24 protein-coding genes are annotated in these 19,976 nt (G+C 58.0%); 18 read left to right on the top strand and 6 right to left on the bottom strand.

Features of this window, described 5'->3' with window-relative positions; translation table 11 throughout:
• Nucleotides 1–6: 6 nt before the first annotated feature.
• The 3 genes from E3Z29_RS20895 to E3Z29_RS20885 form a co-directional block, all read right to left on the bottom strand.
• On the bottom strand, nt 7–696 hold the full coding sequence (locus E3Z29_RS20895; protein WP_003226397.1) for an endonuclease: 690 nt from the start codon (nt 694–696) through the stop codon (nt 7–9).
• A gap of 4 nt (nt 697–700) precedes the next feature.
• Complete coding sequence (locus tag E3Z29_RS20890) at nt 701–970, bottom strand: DUF1654 domain-containing protein (protein WP_371917862.1); 270 nt, start codon at nt 968–970, stop codon at nt 701–703.
• 198 nt (nt 971–1,168) lie between these two features.
• The gene (locus tag E3Z29_RS20885; protein ID WP_027611548.1) at nt 1,169–2,257 is read right to left on the bottom strand and encodes an asparaginase; all 1,089 of its coding nucleotides are present in this window, start codon (nt 2,255–2,257) and stop codon (nt 1,169–1,171) included.
• Between the two features lie 348 nt (nt 2,258–2,605).
• Here E3Z29_RS20885 and E3Z29_RS20880 point away from each other — a divergent pair, with 348 nt between their 5' ends.
• From E3Z29_RS20880 to E3Z29_RS20845, 8 genes are all read left to right on the top strand, one after another.
• On the top strand, nt 2,606–3,061 hold the full coding sequence (locus E3Z29_RS20880; RefSeq protein ID WP_027611549.1) for a hypothetical protein: 456 nt from the start codon (nt 2,606–2,608) through the stop codon (nt 3,059–3,061).
• Between the two features lie 202 nt (nt 3,062–3,263).
• Complete coding sequence (locus E3Z29_RS20875; protein ID WP_003226388.1) at nt 3,264–4,220, top strand: sugar ABC transporter substrate-binding protein; 957 nt, start codon at nt 3,264–3,266, stop codon at nt 4,218–4,220.
• 57 nt (nt 4,221–4,277) lie between these two features.
• A complete protein-coding gene (locus E3Z29_RS20870) occupies nt 4,278–5,831 on the top strand; it encodes a sugar ABC transporter ATP-binding protein (protein WP_098964633.1) in 1,554 nt (517 codons plus the stop codon).
• The gene (locus E3Z29_RS20865; RefSeq protein WP_007961238.1) at nt 5,828–6,805 is read left to right on the top strand and encodes an ABC transporter permease; all 978 of its coding nucleotides are present in this window, start codon (nt 5,828–5,830) and stop codon (nt 6,803–6,805) included. The genes E3Z29_RS20870 and E3Z29_RS20865 overlap by 4 nt, the downstream gene beginning before the upstream one ends.
• A gap of 3 nt (nt 6,806–6,808) precedes the next feature.
• Nucleotides 6,809–7,828, top strand: coding sequence for a LacI family DNA-binding transcriptional regulator (locus E3Z29_RS20860; protein ID WP_027611551.1), 1,020 nt, complete (start codon nt 6,809–6,811; stop codon nt 7,826–7,828).
• 24 nt (nt 7,829–7,852) lie between these two features.
• Nucleotides 7,853–8,770, top strand: a complete 918-nt coding sequence (gene rbsK, locus E3Z29_RS20855; RefSeq protein WP_027611552.1) for a ribokinase — start codon at nt 7,853–7,855, stop codon at nt 8,768–8,770.
• Complete coding sequence (gene rbsD, locus E3Z29_RS20850; RefSeq protein ID WP_098964629.1) at nt 8,767–9,171, top strand: D-ribose pyranase; 405 nt, start codon at nt 8,767–8,769, stop codon at nt 9,169–9,171. Before rbsK ends, rbsD begins: the two co-directional genes overlap by 4 nt.
• Before the next feature lie 45 nt (nt 9,172–9,216).
• Nucleotides 9,217–10,245 carry a nucleoside hydrolase gene (locus tag E3Z29_RS20845; protein WP_096796176.1) on the top strand — a complete coding sequence of 343 codons (1,029 nt, stop codon included), beginning with the start codon at nt 9,217–9,219 and terminating at the stop codon, nt 10,243–10,245.
• 33 nt (nt 10,246–10,278) lie between these two features.
• On the opposite strand, the gene E3Z29_RS20840 is transcribed toward E3Z29_RS20845, so the two are convergent.
• Nucleotides 10,279–10,491 (bottom strand): hypothetical protein, encoded by a 213-nt coding sequence (locus tag E3Z29_RS20840; RefSeq protein ID WP_096796226.1) that lies wholly within the window; start codon nt 10,489–10,491, stop codon nt 10,279–10,281.
• 132 nt (nt 10,492–10,623) lie between these two features.
• Here E3Z29_RS20840 and E3Z29_RS20835 point away from each other — a divergent pair, with 132 nt between their 5' ends.
• Nucleotides 10,624–10,929: a hypothetical protein gene (locus E3Z29_RS20835; RefSeq protein WP_098964626.1), complete on the top strand. Its 306-nt coding sequence runs from the start codon at nt 10,624–10,626 to the stop codon at nt 10,927–10,929.
• 168 nt (nt 10,930–11,097) lie between these two features.
• The gene (locus tag E3Z29_RS20830) at nt 11,098–11,415 is read left to right on the top strand and encodes an I78 family peptidase inhibitor (RefSeq protein ID WP_098964624.1); all 318 of its coding nucleotides are present in this window, start codon (nt 11,098–11,100) and stop codon (nt 11,413–11,415) included.
• Nucleotides 11,416–11,487: 72 nt separating this feature from the next.
• On the opposite strand, the gene E3Z29_RS20825 is transcribed toward E3Z29_RS20830, so the two are convergent.
• Complete coding sequence (locus E3Z29_RS20825; protein WP_003179963.1) at nt 11,488–11,700, bottom strand: cold-shock protein; 213 nt, start codon at nt 11,698–11,700, stop codon at nt 11,488–11,490.
• Between the two features lie 292 nt (nt 11,701–11,992).
• Nucleotides 11,993–12,292 (bottom strand): hypothetical protein, encoded by a 300-nt coding sequence (locus E3Z29_RS20820; protein WP_134786811.1) that lies wholly within the window; start codon nt 12,290–12,292, stop codon nt 11,993–11,995.
• 382 nt (nt 12,293–12,674) lie between these two features.
• Between E3Z29_RS20820 and thrS the strand changes: the two genes are divergently transcribed.
• The 8 genes from thrS to E3Z29_RS20780 all read left to right on the top strand — a co-directional run bounded on the left by thrS (nt 12,675) and on the right by E3Z29_RS20780 (nt 19,962).
• The gene (gene thrS, locus E3Z29_RS20815) at nt 12,675–14,597 is read left to right on the top strand and encodes a threonine--tRNA ligase (RefSeq protein WP_003226368.1); all 1,923 of its coding nucleotides are present in this window, start codon (nt 12,675–12,677) and stop codon (nt 14,595–14,597) included.
• On the top strand, nt 14,597–15,148 hold the full coding sequence (infC, locus tag E3Z29_RS20810; protein WP_170929410.1) for a translation initiation factor IF-3: 552 nt from the start codon (nt 14,597–14,599) through the stop codon (nt 15,146–15,148). The genes thrS and infC overlap by 1 nt, the downstream gene beginning before the upstream one ends.
• A 60-nt stretch (nt 15,149–15,208) precedes the next feature.
• Complete coding sequence (gene rpmI / locus E3Z29_RS20805) at nt 15,209–15,403, top strand: 50S ribosomal protein L35 (protein WP_002553160.1); 195 nt, start codon at nt 15,209–15,211, stop codon at nt 15,401–15,403.
• 28 nt (nt 15,404–15,431) lie between these two features.
• Entirely contained in the window at nt 15,432–15,788 is a 357-nt protein-coding gene (gene rplT, locus E3Z29_RS20800) for a 50S ribosomal protein L20 (protein WP_002553161.1), read from the top strand.
• Between the two features lie 109 nt (nt 15,789–15,897).
• A complete protein-coding gene (pheS, locus tag E3Z29_RS20795; RefSeq protein ID WP_003226365.1) occupies nt 15,898–16,914 on the top strand; it encodes a phenylalanine--tRNA ligase subunit alpha in 1,017 nt (338 codons plus the stop codon).
• 26 nt (nt 16,915–16,940) lie between these two features.
• Nucleotides 16,941–19,319, top strand: a complete 2,379-nt coding sequence (gene pheT / locus E3Z29_RS20790) for a phenylalanine--tRNA ligase subunit beta (protein WP_134786810.1) — start codon at nt 16,941–16,943, stop codon at nt 19,317–19,319.
• 3 nt (nt 19,320–19,322) lie between these two features.
• Nucleotides 19,323–19,625, top strand: a complete 303-nt coding sequence (ihfA, locus tag E3Z29_RS20785; RefSeq protein ID WP_002553164.1) for an integration host factor subunit alpha — start codon at nt 19,323–19,325, stop codon at nt 19,623–19,625.
• The gene (locus tag E3Z29_RS20780; protein WP_003179985.1) at nt 19,606–19,962 is read left to right on the top strand and encodes a MerR family transcriptional regulator; all 357 of its coding nucleotides are present in this window, start codon (nt 19,606–19,608) and stop codon (nt 19,960–19,962) included. Before ihfA ends, E3Z29_RS20780 begins: the two co-directional genes overlap by 20 nt.
• The last annotated feature ends 14 nt before the right edge of the window (nt 19,963–19,976 follow it).

Here is a 19,976-nt window from a genome sequence, read left to right as displayed (position 1 = left end):
GAAGAATCAGCCGCAGGCTTTCAGGTTTACCGGGCCGACAAATTCATTGCCGCGTCCCATCACGCACGCCACGCTCTGATTGCGTTGACGTTCCCAGTCCTGCACTGGATAAGTTTTGTCCCACGCTTCGTACAGTTGCCGATCCTGTTTCGACAGGCGCAAGCCGTACTGCTTGCTCATGTAGAAATAGGTGCGCGCGATCATGCCGCGAATCGACGGGCGCGGCATGACCTTCTTGGCCTTGAAGTCGACCTGGGTCAGGCACGAGCCGTACTGCCCGGATTGCACCGGCAGCCAGCCATAACTGAAGTTGCTGCGGTCACCGTTGACCTCACCAATGCTCGGCACCAGGTTGTGCAGGTCGGCTTCGGCTTTCTGGTAGCTCGGGTCATAGCGGGTGCAGTTCTTGCGCCCGCCCGACTGCCAGCATTGACGCTGGTGACCGAACTCCCACGCCGGGACGATGTGTTCCCATTCGATGCGTGAAGCACGCTTGGCATTTTTACGTGGTACGTAGCCGCAAGCCTTCAAGTCCACCTTGTTGCCGGTGTACTTGCACCCGCAGTAAAACTCGGTGGACTGCGGTGCATACAGTTTCCAGGCGGCCTTTTTGGCCTCGGTAAAAGTGCGGGGCGCGCCAGCCTGGGCGCCAAAAGCGATGAACAGCAGCAGCAAAGCAAAACAGCGGACACTCATTGAATCAATCTTCCTTCGGCACAACCCAAAAAATCTGCACGCCGCCATCGTCGCGATAGGCGAGTGTGACGTTGTCGTTCTCGTCGATTTCCTCGAGCAGTTGCTCCCATGCATCCACAGGCTCGTCCGGCAGACGGAAGATCAGTGCGGCTTTGGCTTTTTGTGCGGTAGGGGAATTGATGATTTTCTGAACGCGCATGCCCATGCGTTCGTAAGCGTCAGGAGCATCAGGAGAGGTGGCCACGAGGTTATCCTTATTAAGCTGTACGGGCATACAGTATTTAACTGTAAGCATTTTCGCAACTGCTTAAAATTCAAGAAAATCCTCTGACAGCGCTTTTCCGCTTTTGGTGTAAGTCGGGTCGATTATTTTGTATGAAAAAGTCGCGCTCAGCGTAAGTGGCAGCACCACCCGCCGCACGGGCGAGTGGTGAGCAGGTTGCCCGACCCGAAAGGGTCAGGCGAGGGCCAATCAATATTCCCAGAACATCCGCTGCAGTTCTTTGCTGTCGTTGGTTTTGGTCAGGGCGACCATGGCCAGGATGCGGGCCTTTTGCGGGTTCAGGTCGTGAGCGACCACCCAGTCGTACTTGTCGTCAGGTTGTTCGGCGTTACGCAGGACGAAGCCGCCGGCGTTGACGTGGGACGAGCGGATGATCTGCACGCCGTCTTTACGCAGGGCTTGCAGGGATGGCACTACGCGCGAAGACACCGAACCGTTACCGGTACCGGCATGGATGATCGCTTTGGCGCCGGCCTGGGCCAGAGCCTTGTAAGCGGTGTCGTCGACGTTGCCGTAGGAGTAGGCGATTTCTACGTCAGGCAGGCTCTTGATGTTTTTGATGTCGAATTCCGAATCCATGGTGTGACGCTTGGCCGGCAAGCGGAACCAGTAGGATTTGCCTTCAACCACCATGCCCAGCGGACCCCAAGGGCTTTTGAACGCCTCGGTCTTGATGTTGATCATTTTGCTGACGTCGCGACCGGACTGGATCTCGTCGTTCATGGTCACCAGCACGCCTTTTCCGTGCGCTTCTTTGCTGCTGGCGACGGCGACGGCGTTGTACAGGTTGAGCATGCCGTCCGCCGACATGGCGGTGCCCGGACGCATCGAGCCGACCACGATGATCGGCTTGTCGGTTTTTTCCACCAGGTTCAGGAAGTACGCGGTTTCTTCCAGGGTGTCGGTGCCGTGGGTGATGACGATGCCATCGACGTCTTTGCTGTCGGCCAGCTCGGATACGCGGCGACCCAGTTGCAGCAGGTTGTCGTTGGTGATGCTTTCCGAAGCGATCTGCATGACTTGTTCGCCACGCACGTTCGCCAGTTTGCTCAGTTCGGGGATGCCGGCGATCAGTTGTTCAATCCCGACTTTGGCCGCTTGATAGGTGGCGCTGTTGGCTGCGCTGGCGCCGGCACCGGCAATGGTGCCGCCCGTGGCAAGCACCACGACGTTGGCGAGTTTGGTCTGGGTTTCGACTTCTTTTGCCTGAAGGGCAGTGGGCAGGAGCAGGAGGAGGGCCAAAGCGCCCGGAACCAAGGTGTTGAAAGCAGATTTCATTATTTTTCTCTCTAGTAGTGAGACGGTGCTGATGCAGGTTCATCTAGATGCGCCCCGTGCCGATCTGAATGCCCGGGGTGCAGGCTAGGGAGCAGGATCTGTACCAGTGCTACTTTGCTTTAGAGAAATGTTTAACCTGATGATTTATATCAATATTTTGTAAGTTGGCGGATTCTTGAGTGAATGGCTTATCCGGGTTTCCGAACAAAGGAAGCTTTCGTGTTCGGTTCACCGAAAGGGACTACACCTCCTGGCGACCGCAACGGCTTGCCGGTTCAGGTTTTCCGCTAAAGAAACCCGTCAGCAGGCCGATGGCTGTGGAAGGAAACGTTTATTTAGGGAGTTCACATGTCACTGACGATCGGTTTTTCAAATCCCGGCTCAGTCACCATTGGCGGTAAAACCGCAGCGACAATCAATGCAATGAACCAGGCGGAAGCAGATGCGGCCGACGAGGCGCTTGGCGTTGAAAAAGAACCGAGCAATCAAGTTCGCACCGGTGGTCCCGCGCAAGAAGCCAGCAAGGCGGATAGCGCTGACAGCGGCGACAGTCTGAGCGTCACCGTAAAAATGTTGCTCAAGCGCATGCAGGAATTGCAGAAGCAACTGCAGGAGCAGCAACAGCAGTTGGCTGCGGCTCAGGCGGCGAGCTATCCGACGCCCGAGGCCAAATCACAGGCGGTGATGTCCGTTCAGGGGCAGATCGCGCAAACCAGCGGCGCGCTGATGGAAGTCGCAGCGGCACTGGTCAAGGAAATGTCCAAGGATTCCACCAGCGGCAACCTGGTCAGCACCACGGCTTAAGCGGTAAGGGGTGAATCAGACGATTGAGCCCCGCAATACAACGACGATTTCTGATTGTTGACAAATGTCGGCGGGATTCGCATAGTTCGGTCTACGCAAACGTTTGCGCGGCTTCCCCGGTGCACTATTATCCGGAAGAGAGCGCTGAAGCTTACGCCAGCGCGAGCGTTGCTCACAATAATCATAAGATCGGAGTGAACCCATGAAGCTGCCATTCGCTGGACGTCTTCTTGCTGTCGCTATGCTGGCTGCCGCAGCCGCCGCACTACCTGTCTCTTCGGCTTTCGCCGAGTCCCCGGAAAAACCTAAAGTCGCACTGGTCATGAAATCCCTGGCCAACGAATTCTTCCTGACCATGGAAGATGGCGCCAAGGCCTACCAGAAAGAACACTCCGCCGACTTCGACCTGATCTCCAACGGCATCAAGGACGAGACCGATACCGCCGGCCAGACCCGCATCGTCGAGCAGATGATTCTGGCCAAGGTCAACGCGCTGGTCATCGCACCGTCCGATTCCAAAGCCATGGTGCCGGTGATCAAGAAAGCCGTCGATGCCGGCATCACTGTGATCAACATCGACAACCAGCTCGATCCGCAGATCGTCAAAAGCAAAAACATCAGCGTGCCATTCGTAGGCCCGGACAACCGCAAAGGTGCGCGTCTGGTCGGCGAATACCTGGCCAAGCAACTGAAGGCCGGTGACGAGGTCGGCATCATCGAAGGCGTGTCCACCACCACCAACGCCCAGCAACGCACCGCAGGCTTCAAGGATGCGATGGAGGCGGCGCAGATCAAGGTTGTCTCCTTGCAATCCGGTGACTGGGAGATCGACAAGGGCAACAAGGTTGCGGCGTCGATTCTCAGCGAATACCCGGATGTGAAAGCGCTGCTGGCGGGTAACGACAGCATGGCCGTTGGCGCTGTTTCCGCTGTGCGTGCTGCCGGCAAGGCGGGCAAGGTCCAAGTGGTCGGTTACGACAACATCAATGCGATCAAGCCGATGCTCAAGGATGGTCGTGTACTGGCGACGGCCGATCAGTTCGCTGCCAAGCAGGCCGTGTTCGGTATCGAGACTGCGCTGAAAATCCTCAAGGGCGAAAAAGTCGACAGCGGCGTCAATGGCGTGATCGAAACGCCAGTCGAGTTGGTCACTAAGTAAGTCTTCCGGCGACACAACGGCGCTCGTCCGTCCGGACGAGCGCATGGAGAGTTTTTTATGTCAGTTTCCGCCCCGAACGCTGTCCTCTCGGTCAGCGGTATCGGTAAGACCTATGCGCAACCGGTGCTCACGGGCATCGACTTGACGCTGATGCGCGGTGAAGTGCTGGCGCTGACCGGTGAGAATGGCGCCGGTAAAAGCACGCTGTCGAAGATCATTGGTGGTCTGGTTACGCCCACCACCGGTCAGATGCAATTCCAGGGCAAGGACTACCGTCCGGGCAGTCGCACCCAGGCTGAAGAGCTTGGCGTGCGCATGGTCATGCAAGAACTCAATCTGCTGCCGACGCTGTCGGTGGCGGAAAACCTGTTTCTCGACAATCTGCCCAGCAACGGCGGCTGGATCAGTCGCAAGCAATTGCGCAAAGCCGCGATCGAGGCCATGGCGCAGGTTGGCCTCGATGCCATTGACCCGGACACCCTGGTCGGCGAACTGGGCATTGGCCATCAACAGATGGTCGAAATCGCACGCAACCTGATCGGCGATTGCCACGTGCTGATCCTCGATGAGCCGACCGCGATGCTCACTGCGCGTGAAGTGGAAATGCTCTTCGAGCAGATCACTCGCTTGCAGGCACGTGGCGTCTCGATCATCTATATCTCGCATCGCCTCGAAGAGCTGGCGCGCGTCGCGCAACGCATTGCCGTGCTGCGTGACGGCAATCTGGTCTGCGTCGAACCGATGGCCAACTACAACAGTGAGCAACTGGTCACCTTGATGGTTGGCCGCGAACTGGGCGAACACATCGACATGGGCCCGCGCAAGATCGGCGCCCCGGCACTGACGGTCCAGGGCCTGACCCGTTCCGACAAGGTGCGCGATGTTTCTTTCGAAGTGCGCGCCGGCGAGATCTTCGGGATTTCCGGGCTGATCGGGGCAGGGCGCACCGAATTGCTGCGACTGATCTTCGGCGCCGATCTGGCCGACAGCGGCACGATTGCGCTGGGTTCGCCGGCACAGGTGGTCAGTGTGCGTTCGCCGGTTGATGCGGTGAACCATGGCATTGCCTTGATCACCGAAGACCGAAAAGGTGAAGGCCTGCTGCTCAGTCAGTCGATCAGCGCCAACATCGCCCTGGGCAACATGCCGGAGATTTCCAGGGCAGGAATCGTCAATGCCAGCGACGAAATTTCCCTGGCGCAGCGTCAGATCAACGCCATGCGCATCCGCAGTTCCAGCCCAACTCAGTTGGTGTCGGAATTGTCTGGCGGCAACCAGCAGAAAGTGGTGATCGGCCGCTGGCTGGAGCGCGATTGCTCGGTGCTGTTGTTCGACGAGCCGACCCGCGGCATCGATGTCGGTGCCAAGTTCGATATCTACGCCTTGCTGGGCGAGTTGACGCGTCAGGGCAAGGCGCTGGTGGTGGTGTCCAGTGACCTGCGCGAGCTGATGCTGATCTGCGACCGGATCGGTGTGCTGTCGGCAGGGCGTTTGATCGATACCTTCGAGCGCGACAGCTGGACCCAGGATGATTTGCTTGCCGCCGCGTTCGCCGGCTACCAAAAACGTGATGCGTTGCTCAATGAAGCGGCGCCTAGGGATCTCCCATGAAAACTGCATCTTCCGCCGGCAAACGTAGTGGCAATTTCTACGGTCTGGGCACCTATCTGGGCCTGGCCGGGGCCTTGTTGGCTATGGTGGCGCTGTTCTCGATGATGAGCAGCCACTTTCTGTCCTATGACACTTTCAGCACGCTGGCCAACCAGATTCCCGATCTGATGGTGCTGGCGGTGGGCATGACCTTTGTACTGATCATCGGCGGCATCGACCTGTCGGTCGGTTCGGTGCTGGCACTTGCCGCTTCGACAGTCAGCGTGGCGATTCTCGGCTGGGGCTGGAGCGTGTTGCCGGCCGCGTTGCTGGGTATGGCGGTGGCGGCACTGGCGGGAACGGTGACCGGTTCGATCACCGTGGCGTGGCGCATTCCGTCGTTCATCGTTTCGCTCGGTGTGCTGGAAATGGCCCGTGGTCTGGCGTATCAGATGACCGGTTCGCGCACCGCGTACATTGGTGATTCATTTGCCTGGCTGTCGAACCCGATCGCGTTCGGCATTTCGCCGTCGTTCATCATTGCCTTGCTGGTGATATTCATTGCGCAAGCTGTGCTGACCCGCACCGTGTTCGGTCGTTACCTGATCGGTATCGGCACCAACGAGGAAGCGGTGCGGCTGGCCGGGATCAATCCAAAACCGTACAAGATTCTGGTGTTCAGCCTGATGGGGCTGCTGGCCGGGATTGCCGCACTGTTCCAGATTTCCCGTCTGGAAGCTGCAGACCCGAATGCCGGCTCCGGTCTCGAATTGCAAGTGATCGCCGCCGTGGTGATCGGTGGCACCAGTCTGATGGGTGGCCGTGGTTCGGTGATCAGCACCTTTTTCGGTGTGTTGATCATTTCGGTACTGGCCGCCGGTCTGGCGCAGATCGGCGCGACCGAGCCAACCAAACGCATCATCACCGGCGCGGTGATTGTCATCGCGGTAGTGCTCGATACCTATCGCAGCCAGCGCGCCAGTCGACGGGGCTAACAGATGGCAACGATCAAGGATGTGGCGGCGCTCGCGGGGATTTCCTACACCACGGTTTCTCACGTGGTGAACAAGACGCGCCCGGTCAGCCAGGAAGTGCGGTTGAAGGTCGAGGCGGCCATCAAAAGCCTCGACTATGTGCCGAGTGCGGTTGCGCGTTCGCTGAAAGCCAAGACCACTGCGACCATTGGCTTATTGGTGCCGAACAGCCTCAACCCGTATTTTGCCGAGTTGGCACGGGGCATCGAGGATTACTGCGAGCGTAACGGCTACTGCGTGATCCTGTGCAATTCTGACGACAACCCGGAAAAACAGCGCAGCTATTTGCGCGTGCTGCTGGAGAAGCGCATTGACGGTCTGATCGTCGCCTCCGCCGGTGGCGACATCGGGCTCGCGCAAGGACTGGCCGGGGTGAAGACGCCAATGGTCATCGTCGACCGCGGGCTGGATGGCGTCGACGCCGACCTGGTGCGCATCGACCATGAATATGGCGCTTATCTGGCGACGCGGCACCTGTTGGAGCTGGGCCATCGCGACATCGCCACCATCGGTGGTCCGTCGAGCACTAGCGTGGCGCAAATGCGCCAGGCCGGTTTTTGTCGGGCGCTGCAGGAGGCGGGCATCAAGGTGCGGGCCGAGCGCATGCTGGAAAGCGATTTCACCAGCACTGGCGGTTACAACGCGGCGGCGATCCTGCTTGAAAGCAATCCGCCGAGTGCGATCTTCGCCGGTAACGACATGATCGGGATCGGTGTGCTGCGCGCGGCGGCCGAGCGCAATGTCCGCGTACCGAGCGAGCTGTCGGTGATCGGCTTCGACGATATCCAGATGAGTCGCTACGTGTACCCGGCGCTGACCACGGTCGGCCAGTCGATCCTGCAATTGGGCGAGATGGCTGCCGAAGTGTTGCTGCGAAGGATTGCTACCCCGAGTCTGGTCACCGATCAACGGATCGTGACCCCGAGTATTGTCTTGCGCGAATCGACTGCGCCGCTGTCCGGCGTATTCACCGAGTACCGCTGAAACCGAATTGACGAGTAGTGATGTATGCCAGCAAATGTAGTGGTAATAGGCAGCCTGAACATGGATCTGGTCACCCGGGCACCACGGCTGCCCAAGGGCGGTGAAACGCTGATCGGTCATTCCTTTGCCACCGTGTCCGGCGGCAAGGGCGCCAATCAGGCAGTCGCTGCTGCGCGCCTGGGTGCGCGGGTGGCAATGGTCGGCTGTGTTGGCAACGATGACTACGGCGTGCAATTGCGTGAGGCATTGCTGGCCGAGCAGATCGATTGTCAGGCGGTGAGCACGGTCGAAGATTCCAGTGGCGTGGCGCTGATCGTGGTCGATGACAACAGTCAGAACGCCATCGTGATCGTTGCTGGCGCCAACGGTGCAATGACCCCGGCAGTGATCGACCGTTTTGATGCGGTGCTGCAAGCGGCCGACGTGATTATCTGCCAGCTCGAGATCCCGGATGCAACGGTAGGGCATGCGCTCAAGCGTGCACGTGCGCTGGGTAAAACGGTCATCCTCAATCCGGCGCCGGCCAGTCGTCCGTTGCCGGCAGACTGGTTTGCCGCCATCGACTACCTGATCCCCAACGAAAGTGAAGCATCCGCGTTGAGCGGGTTGCCGGTCGATTCGCTGCAAAGCGCAGAAAGCGCTGCCAACCAGTTGATCGCAATGGGCGCGGGCAAGGTCATCATTACCCTCGGTGCGCAAGGTTCACTGTTTGCCAATGGCAAAGGTTTCGAGCACTTCCCGGCGCCAAAGGTGCAGGCGGTCGATACCACCGCCGCGGGCGATACCTTCGTCGGCGGTTTTGCTGCGGCGCTCGCCAGTGGCAAATCCGAGGCCGAGGCGATCCGGTACGGGCAAGTCGCGGCAGCGCTGTCTGTGACCCGGGCCGGCGCACAACCTTCCATTCCAACCATGTCCGACGTACAGGCGTTCAAACCCGCATGAAAAAGACTCCTCTGCTCAACGTCGCGTTGTCGCGGCTGATCGCCTCCCTGGGCCATGGTGACATGGTGGTCATCGGTGACGCCGGACTGCCGGTGCCACCGGGTGTTGAATTGATTGATCTGGCGCTGACCCACGGCGTTCCGGATTTTGTCAGTACCCTGAAAGTCGTGCTCAGCGAGATGCAGGTGGAAAGCCATGTGCTGGCCAACGAAATCCTCGACAAGCAGCCGACCGCCCTGGTCGCGCTGGACGAGTTGCAGGAAGAGGGTGCCCTCGGTCGGCGCGAGCTGCTGACGCATGAGCAATTCAAGGTTCTCAGCCGACAGGCGCGGGCGATTGTTCGTACAGGCGAATGTCAGCCGTACTGCAACATCGTGCTGGTGGCCGGGGTAACGTTCTAATCGGGTTTCCGACCCTTTCATTTTCATCAGCACAAGGAATGCGCCATGCACCGCTATGCTCAAAAACTCCACCAATTGCTTCGGAGTCTGCTGCTTTTGTCTTTTATTACCGCCACCGGCGCTCAGGCTGCTGAAAAGATCGACCTGATCATCGACACCGACCCGGGTGCCGACGACGTAGTCGCTTTGCTGTTCGCCCTGGCTTCGCCGGATGAACTGAACATTCGTGCACTGACCACCGTGGCTGGCAACGTGCGCCTCGACAAGACATCGCGCAACGCGCGCCTGGCTCGCGAATGGGCAGGGCGCGAAGACGTTCCGGTGTATGCCGGTGCGCCGAAACCGCTGATGCGTACGCCAATCTACGCCGAGAACATCCATGGCAAGGAAGGCCTGTCGGGTGTCACCGTGCATGAGCCGAAAAAAGGCCTGGCCGAAGGCAATGCGGTCAACTACCTGATCGACACCCTGAAAAAAGCCAAGCCGCACAGCATCACCATCGCCATGCTTGGCCCGCAGACCAATCTGGCGCTGGCGCTGATCCAGGAGCCGGAGATCGTCAATGGCATCAAGGAAGTGGTGATCATGGGCGGTGCGCACTTCAATGGCGGCAACATCACCCCGGTGGCCGAATTCAACCTGTTCGCCGACCCGCAAGCGGCGGAAGTGGTACTCAAGAGCGGCGTGAAACTGACCTACCTGCCGCTGGACGTGACCCACAAGATCCTCACCAGCGACGCACGCCTGAAACAGATCGCTGCACTGAACAACAACGCAAGCAAGATTGTTGGCGACATCCTCAACGAGTACATCAAGGGTGACATGGAGCATTACGGCATCCCGGGCGGCCCGGTGCACGACGCTACCGTTATCGCTTACCTGCTCAAGCCTGAGCTGTTCACCGGTCGTTCGGTGAACGTTGTGGTGGATAGTCGCGAAGGTCCGACTTTTGGCCAGACCATCGTTGACTGGTATGACGGTCTGAAGGCGCCGAAGAACGCCTTCTGGGTGGAAAATGGGGATGCTCAAGGCTTCTTCGATCTGCTGACCGAGCGTCTGAAGCGCTTGAAGTAAGGCTGTGACCCGCAGGTGCCAGCCTGCGGGTTTTCATTTTCTCTCGGTGTCCTGCGTGTTCTCGCCGTCATGCTGGTACCGCTCGAACACCTGGGCGATAAACGTTTGTGCGCCCTGGGTTCCCATCGTCTTGACCAGCAGATCGATGCTGATCAACGCCAGCTCCTCCGCACTGCCCGGGCTGTACGAGCTGTGCCCCTTCGGCCAATGAACCTTGATGTCGGCGGAGATGCTTACGGTGTTCATGAGTGCGCTCGAAAAGTCGGGAATGTCTGAAAGCGAGTTAACCACTTTGTCGGGCGTTTGGCACTGCGACTTAGGCATGAGCGCGACGCTATGCGACACTTGGTCTTTTCCGGCTGATCCAAGGAATGTGCTGTGCAGATCGATTTGAACACCCCCGATGGCCTGACACTCGACGCTGTGCGCCAGTTGCTGGCGTCGGCCAGCGATGATGTGCACACGCAGCTGCGCGTGACCAAGAGTGGAATTGCCTATATTTCTTCCGGTGTGACCGGCGGGCAGGATATTGATGGCCTGCTGTTTCGCCTGGAGACCTGGGCCAAGGGGTCGGGGTATGTCGGCAAGGTCGCGGCCAGTGATGAAGTCTGGGTGATGCAGATTTTCAATGCGCTGAAAGACAACTGGCCGAATCCGCCGCACGATTACATCGACGTCTATTGAGCTTCATTAATATTCGGTGACGATTGCGTGAGGATGCGGTGCGCGCACTTCAGGCAGACTCAGCGTTTTTCCGGGTCGTGGGGCAGGGTGATGGCACCGGCTGTGAAACCAAACGCCGAATTGGCGGTCGCACGATCTCAGCTTAACCATTTGAAAAAAGGAGGCTTCATGCCTTTGAAGTTCGCGTCTCTGGGTGCACTAATGGCCGTTGCCATGTTGGCCGGTTGCAGCACAACCTCCAGCGAGTCGGCAAAGGATCCTGTGGCGACCGATGCCGGTCATAGCCGCTGTGAAGCAAAGGCAGCGGAGTTTGCCATCGGTAAAAAGGCTTCGCCGGAACTGCTCGATCAGGCTCGCGTCAAGGCTGGCGCGCAAAACGCCCGCTTCCTCAAGCCAACTGACATGATCACTCTGGAGTACCGTTCCGATCGCTTGAATCTGAACACCGACAACAACCTGGTGGTCACTCGCGTCAACTGCGGCTGATCGCAGACCGCTTTTGTTGCAGGCATAAAAAACCCCGTCACATGGACGGGGTTTTTTTAGTGCGCCAGGAAATTACTCTGGGCGAACTTGTGCAGCTTGCATACCCTTTTGGCCTTTCTCAGCCACGAAAGAGACGGTCTGGCCTTCTTTCAGGCTTTTGAAACCGTCGGATTCGATAGCTTTGAAGTGTACGAACAGGTCGTCACCGCCACCTTGAGGAGTGATGAAGCCGAAGCCTTTTTCATCGTTGAACCATTTAACGGTGCCGGTTTGGCGATTAGACATGGTGTATCTCCAAGAAACATATATTTTCAGTAGTACTGTGCTGCTCAGGCCAACTGGGCACACCGGAGTATCATAGTCGAAATGTTCGCTTTGGTAGCCCCCCGGACGTGCTGTTTGCTTTCATATTGCATCGATTTCAACCTCTGAAATGTCTGCAAGCCCCGGTTTCAGTGGCTTTCAGCCGAAAGAAGAGGGTGTAAAAAAAGCTATAAAACCTGCGTAAATTATCGATTTCGGGGGCTTTTTGGCGGTTTTCAGCCTGCTGGACGCCCGAAAAAACATTCGTCAGCGCTTATTTCTGCACTCGGCAAACCGAGATTTCTTTCAGTGCGCGCTGACCCAGTTCGCCACTTGGCGGGGTGTTCTTGTCCATCAGTTGCGCGATCTCTTGCGTGGTGAATTTCTTTTCCAGAACGTCGGCACCGCAAGCGCAATGTTTATTGGCTTCGGCCGGATTGACGCTCTTGCTGGCTGCGGCGGTGCAGTCGTTCATGTACTGGGTTTTGACGCCGGCAGGCCAGGCCGCGTTGGCACTCAGCGGCAGCAGCAGGGCCAGCGGGGCCGCGAAAGCAAAAAGTCGGATAAGGCGCATGTCGGAAACTCCTTGGGTTGATATCGGCGACGATTCTCAGCTTATTTGAGGCAAAGCGTATATCCCAAGTTCACTTCGCGCCGCAAAAATGCGCAAATCAGCAACACCTCAATTCGATGACGTCGATGACCGCTCATCTGTGCTAGCATGCCGGGCTCAAGCGTTCTCAGGCTCCGGATGGCCTTCAGCCCCGGCAGCGGTCAGCGTGCGAAAAATTCTGATTTGAATCCCAGTCACTCTGGTTCGGTTTTCCGGTTGGCCGCAAGGCTCCTGCCGCTGTAAGGCAGGCGTTCGTCATTGAATGGCCTGGATCGGATCTTGTACTGGCTCATCCCAACCCACGTGACCTTTGGTAGGGGTCACCACTAGGAGAGGAGGCGCCATGCCAACTATTACTCTTCCCGACGGCAGTCAACGTTCATTCGATCACCCGGTTTCCGTAGCCGAGGTCGCCGCATCCATTGGTGCAGGCCTGGCCAAGGCCACCGTGGCCGGCAAGGTCAACGGCAAGCTGGTCGACGCCTGCGACATCATCGACAGCGACGCGACGCTGCAAATCATCACGCCAAAGGATGAAGAGGGGCTGGAGATCATTCGCCACTCTTGTGCGCACCTGGTTGGCCACGCGGTCAAGCAGCTGTACCCGACTGCGAAAATGGTCATCGGCCCGGTTATCGACGAAGGCTTCTATTACGACATCGCCTTCGAGCGTCCTTTTACCCCGGACGACATGGCCGCCATCGAACAGCGCATGCATCAGCTGATCGACAAGGATTACGACGTCATCAAGAAAGTCACTCCGCGCGCCGAAGTGATCGAAGTGTTCAAGGCCCGTGGCGAAGACTACAAGCTGCGCCTGGTCGAAGACATGCCGAACGAACAGGCCATGGGCCTGTACTACCACGAAGAATACGTCGACATGTGCCGCGGTCCGCACGTGCCGAACACCCGTTTTCTGAAATCCTTCAAGCTGACCAAGTTGTCCGGCGCCTACTGGCGCGGCGATGCCAAGAACGAGCAATTGCAGCGCGTTTACGGCACAGCTTGGGCTGACAAGAAGCAGCTGGCGGCTTACATCCAGCGCATCGAAGAAGCGGAAAAGCGCGATCACCGCAAGATCGGCAAGCGCCTGGGCCTGTTCCACACCCAGGAAGAAGCGCCGGGCATGGTGTTCTGGCACCCGAACGGCTGGACCCTGTATCAAGTGCTCGAGCAGTACATGCGCAAGGTGCAGCGCGACAACGGCTACCTGGAGATCAAGACGCCGCAAGTGGTCGACCGCAGCCTCTGGGAGAAATCCGGGCACTGGGCCAACTACGCCGACAACATGTTCACCACCGAGTCGGAAAGCCGCGACTACGCCATCAAGCCGATGAACTGCCCGTGCCACGTGCAGGTGTTCAACCAGGGTCTGAAGAGCTACCGCGAGCTGCCGATGCGTCTGGCCGAGTTCGGTGCGTGCCACCGTAACGAGCCGTCGGGTGCGTTGCACGGCATCATGCGTGTGCGCGCGTTCACTCAGGACGACGCCCACATTTTCTGCACCGAAGAGCAGATGCAGGCCGAATCCGCTGCGTTCATCAAGCTGACCATGGACGTTTACCGCGACTTCGGCTTCACCGACGTCGAGATGAAACTGTCCACTCGTCCGGAAAAACGTGTAGGTTCCGACGAGCTGTGGGATCGCGCCGAAGCGGCACTGGCGGCAGCCCTTGACAGCGCTGGCCTGCCGTACGATCTGCAGCCGGGTGAAGGTGCGTTCTACGGTCCGAAAATCGAGTTCTCGCTGAAAGATTGCCTCGGTCGCGTCTGGCAGTGTGGTACCTTGCAGCTCGATTTCAACCTGCCTGTCCGTCTCGGCGCCGAATACGTCTCCGAAGACAACAGCCGCAAACACCCAGTGATGCTGCACCGGGCGATCCTCGGTTCGTTCGAGCGTTTCGTCGGGATTCTGATCGAGCATTACGAAGGTGCATTCCCTGCGTGGCTGGCGCCAACCCAGGCAGTGATCATGAATATCACTGATAAACAGGCAGATTTTGTTGCAGAAGTAGAAAAAACTCTCAACGAAAGCGGATTTCGTGCCAAGTCCGACTTGAGAAATGAAAAGATCGGCTTTAAAATCCGCGAGCATACTTTGCTCAAGGTTCCCTATCTTTTGGTTATCGGAGATAAGGAAGTCGAGATGCAGACTGTCGCTGTGCGTACTCGTGAAGGTGCTGACCTGGGCTCGATGCCCGTCGCCCAGTTCGCTGAGTTTCTCGCGCAAGCGGTTTCCCGGCGTGGTCGCCCAGATTCGGAGTAATTATTATTAAGCGTGAAATGAGACAAGATAAACGAGCTGCACCGAAAGCCCCGATCAACGAGAATATCTCGGCACGCGAGGTTCGGTTAATTGGCGCTGATGGCGAGCAGATTGGCATCGTCTCGATTGATGAAGCGCTTCGTATTGCTGAAGAAGCAAAGCTTGATCTGGTAGAAATCTCTGCTGACGCAGTCCCACCGGTTTGCCGGGTGATGGACTACGGCAAATCGATCTTCGAGAAGAAGAAGCAGATTGCAGCAGCGAAGAAAAACCAGAAGCAGATTCAGGTAAAAGAAATCAAGTTTCGTCCAGGGACGGAGGAAGGGGATTACCAGGTAAAACTGCGCAACCTGGTACGTTTCCTGAGTGACGGGGACAGGGCCAAGGTATCCTTGCGATTCCGCGGCCGTGAGATGGCCCACCAGGAGCTGGGGATGGAACTCCTCAAGCGGGTTGAAGCTGACCTGCTCGAGTACGGTTCGGTCGAACAGCATCCTAAGATGGAAGGACGCCAGCTGATCATGGTCATCGCCCCGAAAAAGAAGAAGTAATCAACAGGGCACGGCAGGCCTTCTGATTATGTTTATCAACTGAATGCGGAGTATCCGAACATGCCAAAAATGAAAACCAAAAGTGGTGCTGCTAAGCGGTTTCTGAAAACTGCTAACGGTATCAAGCACAAGCACGCTTTCAAGAGCCACATCCTGACCAAAATGTCGACCAAGCGTAAGCGTCAACTGCGCGGTAGCAGCTTGCTGCATCCGTCTGACGTGGCAAAAGTCGAGCGCATGCTGCGCCTTCGTTAATTTTAGTCAAGAATAGAGGAAGTAACTCATGGCTCGTGTAAAGCGTGGCGTCATTGCCCGTAAGCGTCACAAAAAAATTCTGAAACTTGCTAAAGGCTACTACGGCGCACGCTCCCGCGTATTCCGTGTTGCCAAGCAAGCGGTAATCAAGGCAGGCCAATACGCCTACCGTGACCGTCGTCAGAAAAAACGTCAGTTCCGCGCTCTGTGGATCGCTCGTATCAACGCTGGTGCTCGTGTTAACGGTCTGTCCTACAGCCGTTTCATCGCTGGCCTGAAAAAAGCGTCCATCGAGATCGACCGTAAGGTTCTGGCTGATCTGGCAGTGAACGAAAAAGCGGCGTTTGCTGCGATTGTCGAGAAAGCTAAAGCCACCTTGGCTTAAGTACCCCCGACAGTCACCCGGCCTCACATCTGTGGGGCCAGGTGTTAAACGTCATAAATAGGGGAAGAGCCTTCAAGCTCTTCCCCTATTTTGTATCTGGAGTCTGTACATGGAAAACCTGGATGCGCTGGTCTCTCAAGCACTAGAGGCTGTGCAAAGCGCTGAAGATATCAATGCCCTGGAGCAAATCCGGGTTCAATACCTTGGCAAAAAGGGTGAATTGACTCAGGTGATGAAGACCCTGGGGAATTTGCCGGCAGAAGAGCGTCCGCAAGTCGGCGCCCTGATCAACGTTGCCAAGGAGCGTGTTACAGGCGTTCTCAATGCGCGCATGGCTCTGTTTGAAGAAGCCGAACTGGCTGCCAAACTGTCTGCCGAATCCATTGACGTGACGTTGCCGGGCCGTGGCCAGACCTCCGGTGGTCTGCATCCTGTGACCCGGACTCTGGAACGAGTCGAGCAGTTCTTCACCCGCATCGGCTACGGCATCGCCGAAGGCCCTGAGGTCGAAGACGACTATCACAACTTCGAAGCGCTCAACATCCCAGGCCACCACCCGGCCCGGTCGATGCATGACACCTTCTATTTCAATGCGAACATGTTGCTGCGCACCCATACCTCGCCGGTACAGGTCCGCACCATGGAGTCCAAGCAGCCGCCGATCCGCATCGTCTGCCCAGGCCGTGTGTATCGCAGCGACTCGGATATCACCCACTCGCCGATGTTCCACCAGGTCGAAGGCCTGCTGGTCGATCGCGACATCAATTTCGCCGACCTCAAAGGCACCATCGAAGAATTCCTGCGGGTGTTCTTCGAAAAAGAGCTGGCCGTTCGTTTCCGTCCTTCGTACTTCCCGTTCACCGAGCCATCCGCTGAAGTCGACATGGAATGCGTGATGTGCAGCGGTAAAGGCTGCCGCGTCTGCAAGCAGACCGGCTGGCTGGAAGTCATGGGCTGCGGCATGGTGCACCCGAACGTGCTGCGCATGTCCGGCATCGATCCGGAAGAGTTCTCCGGTTTTGCCTTCGGCATGGGTGTCGAGCGTCTGGCAATGCTCCGTTACGGCGTGAACGACTTGCGTCTGTTCTTCGACAACGACTTGCGGTTCCTCGCGCAATTTCGCTAGTCGTAACGAATTCTTAGGAGAGCAGGATGAAATTCAGTGAACAATGGCTGCGTGGCTGGGTTAGCCCGCAGGTAAGTCGCGACGAGCTGGTTGCTCGTCTGTCGATGGCGGGTCTGGAGGTCGATAGCGTGACCCCGGCCGCCGGTGTATTCAGCGGCGTGGTGGTGGGCGAGGTGCTGAGCACCGAGCAGCACCCTGATGCCGACAAGTTGCGTGTGTGCCAGGTCAGCAATGGCGCGGAAACCTTCCAGGTCGTGTGCGGTGCGCCAAACGTGCGTCCGGGCCTGAAGATTCCGTTCGCCATGATCGGTGCCGAACTGCCGGGCGACTTCAAGATCAAGAAGGCCAAGCTGCGTGGCGTCGAGTCCAACGGCATGCTCTGCTCGCAAGCCGAGCTGCAGGTCGGTGAAGGCAACGACGGTCTGATGGAACTGCCGGCCGATGCGTCGGTGGGCGAAGATTTCCGTGTGTACCTGGATCTGGAAGATGCCAGCATCGAGGTCGACCTGACCCCGAACCGTGGCGACTGCCTGTCGCTGGCCGGTCTGGCCCGTGAAGTGGGTGCGCTGTACGACACGCCGGTCGCTCGCCCGGTGGTCATGACCATTCCGGCTGTGCACGACGAAGTGCGTCCGGTAGAAGTGCTGGCGCCTGCCGCCTGCCCGCGTTACCTGGGTCGTGTCATCCGTAACGTTGATCTGTCCAAACCAACCCCGCTGTGGATGGTTGAACGCCTGCGCCGCGCCGATGTGCGCAGCATCGACGCTGCCGTCGACATCACCAACTACGTGATGCTCGAGCTGGGTCAGCCGCTGCACGCTTTTGATCTCGCCGAGATCAATGGCGGCATCCGCGTACGCATGGCGGAAGAGGGTGAGAAGCTGGTTTTGCTCGACGGTCAGGAAGTCAGCCTGCGTAGCGATACCCTGGTGATTGCCGACCACACCCGCGCTCTGGCGATTGCCGGCGTAATGGGTGGCGAGCACAGCGGTGTGTCCGCAACCACTCGCGACGTTTTCCTGGAAAGTGCCTTCTTCGATCAGATCGCTGTGGCGGGCAAGGCTCGTTCCTACGGCTTGCACACCGACGCCTCGCACCGTTACGAGCGTGGCGTGGACTGGCAACTGGCCCGTGAAGCCATGGAGCGCGCCACTGGCCTGCTGCTGGAAATTACCGGTGGTGAAGCCGGCCCGATCATCGAGACCGTCAGCGAACAGCACCTGCCATCGATCGCGCCGATCACCCTGCGTGCGCAGCGCATCACCCAGATGCTGGGGATGGAAATGGATTCGGCGCAGGTCGAGCGTCTGCTCAGCGCCTTGGGTCTGAAGATTTCCGCTGACGGCGCAGGGCAGTGGCGCGTAGAAGTGCCAAGTCACCGCTTCGACATCAGTCTGGAAGTCGATCTGATCGAAGAGCTGGCGCGTCTGTACGGCTATAACCGTCTGCCGGTTCGTTACCCGCAAGCGCGTCTGGCGCCGCAAGCGAAGGCTGAAGCACGCAGCGAATTGCCTGAGCTGCGTCGTCTGCTGGTAGCCCGTGGTTATCAGGAAGCGATCACTTACAGCTTCATAGATCCGAAACAGTTCGAACTGTTCAACCCGGGCGTTGAGCCGCTGTTGCTGGCCAACCCGATTTCCAATGATATGGCTGCCATGCGTTCCTCGCTGTGGCCGGGCCTGGTCAAGGCGTTGCAGCACAACCTGAACCGCCAGCAGGATCGCGTGCGTCTGTTCGAAAGCGGTCTGCGCTTCGTCGGTCAGCTGGAAGGTCTGAAGCAAGAACCGATGCTGTCGGGTGTTGTTTGCGGCAGCCGTCTGCCGGAAGGTTGGGCGCAGGGTCGCGACACCGTCGATTTCTTCGACGTGAAGGCTGATGTTGAAGCGGTGTTGGGCTTTGCCGGTGCACTGGATACCTTCACTTTCACTCCGGGTAAACACCCGGCGCTGCACCCGGGGCAAACCGCGCGCATCGAACGTGACGGGCGTGAAGTCGGCTTTATCGGTGCGATTCACCCGGAGCTGTCCAAGGCCCTGGGTCTGGATCGTCCGGTCTTCGTCTTCGAGCTGGTTCTGGCTGAAGTCGCTTCCGGAAAAATGCCGCAATTCCACGAGTTGTCGCGTTTTCCTGAAGTGCGTCGTGACCTTGCACTGATCGCGCACAAAGACGTCGCGGCCTCGGCTGTACTGGACGTAATCCGTGAAAATGCAGGCGAATGGCTCACGGATCTCAGGCTGTTTGACGTGTATCAGGGTAAAGGCATTGATCCTGATAGAAAAAGCCTTGCAGTTGGCTTGACCTGGCAGCATCCATCGCGCACTCTTAATGACGATGAGGTGAATTCGACGACGCAAAATATCCTCACCTCGCTCGAACAAAGGTTGAACGCCACGTTAAGGAAGTGACGTATGGGGGCTTTGACGAAAGCTGAGATGGCGGAACGTCTGTATGAAGAGCTGGGCCTGAACAAGCGAGAAGCCAAGGAGTTGGTTGAACTGTTTTTCGAGGAAATCAGGCACGCTCTTGAAGACAACGAGCAGGTCAAATTGTCCGGTTTCGGCAATTTCGACCTTCGGGACAAACGCCAGCGGCCTGGCCGCAACCCGAAAACGGGGGAAGAAATCCCGATCACGGCTCGCCGTGTGGTCACCTTTCGTCCAGGGCAGAAGTTGAAGGCCCGAGTTGAGGCTTATGCTGGAACCAAGTCATAACGACGAACTACCCGTCATCCCGGGCAAACGCTACTTCACCATTGGTGAAGTCAGCGAGCTGTGTGCGGTAAAACCACACGTGCTGCGCTACTGGGAGCAGGAGTTTCCTCAACTCAACCCCGTCAAACGCCGCGGAAACCGCCGGTATTATCAGCGCCAGGATGTGCTGATGATCCGGCAAATCCGCGCGCTCCTTTACGATCAGGGATTCACCATCGGCGGCGCGCGTCTGCGCTTGTCCGGTGATGAAGCCAAAGACGACACCACCCAATACAAGCAAATGATCCGCCAGATGATCGCTGAGCTTGAAGATGTACTGGTGGTGCTCAAGAAATAAAAAGCTGCGTTTGA

The organism is Pseudomonas sp. S150 (assembly GCF_004526365.1).
In the GTDB taxonomy this organism is placed as follows: domain Bacteria; phylum Pseudomonadota; class Gammaproteobacteria; order Pseudomonadales; family Pseudomonadaceae; genus Aquipseudomonas; species Aquipseudomonas putida_A.
The sequence above is the reverse complement of the archived record's forward strand: the minus strand, read 5'-3'. Positions and strand labels throughout refer to the sequence as shown.

Coding starts and splice junctions, on each gene's coding strand:
- E3Z29_RS20895 (WP_003226397.1), bottom strand. CDS start 696: ATGAGTGTCCGCTGTTTTGCTTTGCTGCTGCTGTTCATCGCTTTTGGC.
- E3Z29_RS20890 (WP_371917862.1), bottom strand. CDS start 970: ATGCCCGTACAGCTTAATAAGGATAACCTCGTGGCCACCTCTCCTGAT.
- E3Z29_RS20885 (WP_027611548.1), bottom strand. CDS start 2,257: ATGAAATCTGCTTTCAACACCTTGGTTCCGGGCGCTTTGGCCCTCCTC.
- E3Z29_RS20880 (WP_027611549.1), top strand. CDS start 2,606: ATGTCACTGACGATCGGTTTTTCAAATCCCGGCTCAGTCACCATTGGC.
- E3Z29_RS20875 (WP_003226388.1), top strand. CDS start 3,264: ATGAAGCTGCCATTCGCTGGACGTCTTCTTGCTGTCGCTATGCTGGCT.
- E3Z29_RS20870 (WP_098964633.1), top strand. CDS start 4,278: ATGTCAGTTTCCGCCCCGAACGCTGTCCTCTCGGTCAGCGGTATCGGT.
- E3Z29_RS20865 (WP_007961238.1), top strand. CDS start 5,828: ATGAAAACTGCATCTTCCGCCGGCAAACGTAGTGGCAATTTCTACGGT.
- E3Z29_RS20860 (WP_027611551.1), top strand. CDS start 6,809: ATGGCAACGATCAAGGATGTGGCGGCGCTCGCGGGGATTTCCTACACC.
- rbsK (WP_027611552.1), top strand. CDS start 7,853: ATGCCAGCAAATGTAGTGGTAATAGGCAGCCTGAACATGGATCTGGTC.
- rbsD (WP_098964629.1), top strand. CDS start 8,767: ATGAAAAAGACTCCTCTGCTCAACGTCGCGTTGTCGCGGCTGATCGCC.
- E3Z29_RS20845 (WP_096796176.1), top strand. CDS start 9,217: ATGCACCGCTATGCTCAAAAACTCCACCAATTGCTTCGGAGTCTGCTG.
- E3Z29_RS20840 (WP_096796226.1), bottom strand. CDS start 10,491: ATGAACACCGTAAGCATCTCCGCCGACATCAAGGTTCATTGGCCGAAG.
- E3Z29_RS20830 (WP_098964624.1), top strand. CDS start 11,098: ATGCCTTTGAAGTTCGCGTCTCTGGGTGCACTAATGGCCGTTGCCATG.
- E3Z29_RS20825 (WP_003179963.1), bottom strand. CDS start 11,700: ATGTCTAATCGCCAAACCGGCACCGTTAAATGGTTCAACGATGAAAAA.
- E3Z29_RS20820 (WP_134786811.1), bottom strand. CDS start 12,292: ATGCGCCTTATCCGACTTTTTGCTTTCGCGGCCCCGCTGGCCCTGCTG.
- thrS (WP_003226368.1), top strand. CDS start 12,675: ATGCCAACTATTACTCTTCCCGACGGCAGTCAACGTTCATTCGATCAC.
- rpmI (WP_002553160.1), top strand. CDS start 15,209: ATGCCAAAAATGAAAACCAAAAGTGGTGCTGCTAAGCGGTTTCTGAAA.
- rplT (WP_002553161.1), top strand. CDS start 15,432: ATGGCTCGTGTAAAGCGTGGCGTCATTGCCCGTAAGCGTCACAAAAAA.
- pheS (WP_003226365.1), top strand. CDS start 15,898: ATGGAAAACCTGGATGCGCTGGTCTCTCAAGCACTAGAGGCTGTGCAA.
- pheT (WP_134786810.1), top strand. CDS start 16,941: ATGAAATTCAGTGAACAATGGCTGCGTGGCTGGGTTAGCCCGCAGGTA.
- ihfA (WP_002553164.1), top strand. CDS start 19,323: ATGGGGGCTTTGACGAAAGCTGAGATGGCGGAACGTCTGTATGAAGAG.
- E3Z29_RS20780 (WP_003179985.1), top strand. CDS start 19,606: ATGCTGGAACCAAGTCATAACGACGAACTACCCGTCATCCCGGGCAAA.